The following is a 3,160-nucleotide window of genomic DNA, read 5'->3' on the forward strand; positions in this document are numbered from 1 at the left end:
GGGCCAGCCACCGCCGGCGCGGCATCGGGGCCGCGGTCAAGGCCGCCTCGGTCGTGGCCCTCGCGGCGGAGGGCGTGCGCACCTTCCGCACCGGCGGCGCCGGGGACAACGCCGCGAGCCTGGGCGCCAACCGAACGGTCGGCTACACGGTCACCGAGCGCTGGCTCGCCTACCGCGAGCCCGCTGTGCCAGCCGGACGTGCCGGTCAGGAGGCGACGGTCAGGAGGTGACTGTCAGGAGGAGACGTCCGCGGTCGTGAACCGGCTCCAGGCCAGGGAGGCGAAGATCGCGACCCACGCCCCCTGCACCGCGAGCCCCTGGCCGAGCACGCCCCAGTCGATCTCGAGGCGCAGGAACTCGGCGAAGTCGAGCCAGTGGTGGGTGAGCAGTCCCGGGTGGAGCGCCGCGAGCTGGGGCAGCGTGTCGAGCACGGCCGAGACGATCGCGACCACGACGGTCGCGGCCATGGCCCCGACCGGCACCTCGGTCAGGGTCGAGAAGAACAGCCCGACGGCCACCAGCCCGGTCAGGGAGAGCCCCACGTAGAGCGCGACCCCGGCGATCCGCAGCACACCGTCGCCGAGCGGCACGGTGCTGCCCGAGAGCAACGTCACCTCGTCGAGCCCGAACAGGACCGCCCCGGTGAGCAGGGCCACCAGGGCGATGGCCGCCACCGCCGCCCCCGCGAAGGCCAGGGCAGCGACGCCCTTGACCACCAGGACCCGTGTCCGTGAGACGGGCACCGCCAGCAGGTAGCGCAGGGTGCCGGCCTGGGCCTCCCCCGCGATCGCGTCCCCCGAGGCGATGCCGATGGTCAGCGGCAGCAGGAAGGGCAGGCACATCACCAGGGCCGAGACCACCAGGAACAGCCCGTTGCCGGTGACCCGGCCGACGAACCCTGGGCCTTGACCCGCGAGTGCGGAGTCCTGGGTGACGAACAGGACGATGCCCAGCAGCAACGGCACGGTCGCGAGCCCGACGAGCAACGTGATGTTGCGCCGTCGACCGAAGACCAGGCTCAGCTCGCTGCGCAGCAGCCGCGATCCACCCTCAGCGCGCGACATCGAAGCCCTCCCCGGTGAGCGTGACGAAGAGCTGCTCGAGGCTCGGCCGGCGCGCCTCGAGCCCCACCACGGGCACCCCGGCTCCGACCAGGGCCGCGGTGGCGGTCTCGGGGGCCACCGTCCCCAAGGAGGCGGTCACCTCGGGCCCCTCGACGACCAGGGCCTCCAGGCCGAGGGCGGTGAGCACCTCGGTCGCGGTCCCGACGTGCTCGACGGCGGTCCGCACGACCAGGGTGGGTTCCCCCCGCTGGGTCAGGGTGAGCCGCTCGTCCTGCACCAGGAGCCGTCCCTGGCTCATGATCCCGATGTGGGAGCACACCTGGTCGATCTCGGCCAGCAGGTGCGAGGAGACGAGCACCGTCGTGCCGGCGTCGGCCAGCTCACGGATCAGGTGCCGCACCTCGCGGGTGCCCTGCGGGTCGAGGCCGTTGGTGGGCTCATCGAGCACGAGCAGGTCCCGGGGGCGCAGCAGGGCGGCCGCCAGCCCCAGGCGCTGCTTCATGCCCAGGGAGTACTGGCGGAACGGCTTGGCCGCGGCCGCCGCGAGCCCGACCCTCTCGAGGGCCGCGTCGCTGCGTCGCCGCGTGGTGCGCGGGTCGGCGGTGGCGTCAGCCGCGTCGAGCCGGGCGAGGTTGGCGAGGCCGGTCAGGTACGGGTGGAACGCCGGGCCCTCCACGAGGACCCCCACCCGGGGCAGCACCGAGCCGCCACCCTCGGGCATGGGCTCCTCGAGGAGCCAGGCCCGCCCCGCCGTGGGGCGCACCAGCCCGAGGAGCATGCGGATCGTCGTCGTCTTGCCCGAGCCGTTGGGACCCAGGAACCCGTACACCGAGCCACGGGGCACCTCGAGGTCGATCCCGTCGACCGCCACCTGCCCCGAGCGGAAGCGCTTGGTGAGCCCAGCGCTCCGCACCGCGGGTGGGGTCACGCCATGCCGCGCAGCGTCTCGGCGGGCACCGCACCGACCAGCACCCGACCGTCCTCGGTGACGAGCAGGCTCAGCAGGCTCGAGCTCAGCAGACGCCCCTCGGGGACCTCGGTGGTCAGCTGCTCGTAGAGGGCCGCGCCGTCGAGGCTGAGGCCGGGGTGACCGCCCTCACCGTCCTCGGGGAGGAACTCGCCGATGAGCTCCTGGGCGCTCTCCGAGCCCAGGGTCCGCTCGCTGCCCGGCACGCTCGTCAGCGCTGCCGGGTCGCCGGCGACCAGGGAGGCGACGTCGAGCCCGGTCAGGGTCGTGACGCTCTCCCACCCCTCGCCCGCGACGGTGACGCCCTCAGGCAGCTCGCCCTCGGCGGGGCCCTCGGGCTTGTCCATCTCGGTGGTCTCGGGCAGCGGGACCACGACCTCCTCGACCGCGGCGCTCGCCGGGGCCGTGAACTCGAGCACGGCGTCCTCGGGGGCCGCGAAGGTCACGTCGGTGAAGCCGACGTCCAGCGCGGGGGTGGTCTCGTCCTGCGTGCTCCACACCTGGACCCGCAGGGGGGCCGAGGTCTCGGCGTCGACCGCCACGACGGCCCGGGCCACGAGGGTCTCGGCCGGGCGCGGGGTCACGACGAGCTGGTAGGCGTCGCGGCCGGCCACGGTCGTCTGGGCGTCGAGGGAGACGGTCGAGTGCTCCTCGGCGCGGTCGAGCACGAGGCGCGCGGCCTCCTCGGGGGTCGGCAGCTCGCCGGCGACCTCGGGGCTGGAACCCTCGCGCAGCTGGTCGGCGAGGGCCTCGTAGCGCGCCTCGTCCTCGGCGCTCAGCGCGTAGTGGACGACGGCGTCCTCCTCGCTCGAGTACGTCCAGGCCTCCGGACCGTCGCGCACCACCGAGTACTCCGAGGCCGGACCGAGCAGGGCGGCCCGCGAGCGCTCCTCGCCGTCGGTCCACACCCGGATGGTCGAGCTGCCGGCGAGCAGGGCGATCGGGTCCGCGCCGGCGATCTCGGCGAACGGGATCTCGGGCAGGCCGAGGCGCGCCGTGTAGACCGCGGTGCCGGAGAGCGCCATCGGCTCGGCCTCGGCGACCTCGGCGAGCAGCTCGAGCGGGGGGCCGCCTACGGGATCACCTCGATCCCGACGATCAACATCTACTCGGGCGGCGAGCTGATCAA

Annotated in this window: 3 protein-coding genes and 1 pseudogene; 1 reads left to right on the plus strand and 3 read right to left on the minus strand. The window is 74.3% G+C overall.

Going from position 1 to position 3,160, the window contains the following annotated elements; translation table 11 throughout:
- Window positions 1–230 (plus strand): annotated as a pseudogene (locus tag L0B03_RS15740) (hypothetical protein); the annotation flags it as partial.
- Window positions 231–233: 3 nt separating this feature from the next.
- Here the strand turns inward: L0B03_RS15740 and L0B03_RS15745 are convergent.
- The 3 genes from L0B03_RS15745 to L0B03_RS15755 all read right to left on the minus strand — a co-directional run.
- Entirely contained in the window at window positions 234–1,064 is an 831-nt protein-coding gene (locus L0B03_RS15745; RefSeq protein WP_250447557.1) for an ABC transporter permease, read from the minus strand.
- The gene (locus tag L0B03_RS15750) at window positions 1,051–1,992 is read right to left on the minus strand and encodes an ABC transporter ATP-binding protein (RefSeq protein ID WP_250447562.1); all 942 of its coding nucleotides are present in this window, start codon (window positions 1,990–1,992) and stop codon (window positions 1,051–1,053) included. Before L0B03_RS15750 ends, L0B03_RS15745 begins: the two co-directional genes overlap by 14 nt.
- On the minus strand, window positions 1,989–3,160 hold a 1,172-nt coding region (locus tag L0B03_RS15755; RefSeq protein WP_250447566.1), incomplete at its 5' end, for a hypothetical protein. The genes L0B03_RS15755 and L0B03_RS15750, both read right to left, overlap by 4 nt.

The sequence above is a fragment of the Actinotalea sp. C106 genome (genome assembly GCF_023630195.1).
Classification (GTDB): domain Bacteria; phylum Actinomycetota; class Actinomycetes; order Actinomycetales; family Cellulomonadaceae; genus Actinotalea.

Coding starts and splice junctions, on each gene's coding strand:
- L0B03_RS15745 (WP_250447557.1), bottom strand. CDS start 1,064: ATGTCGCGCGCTGAGGGTGGATCGCGGCTGCTGCGCAGCGAGCTGAGC.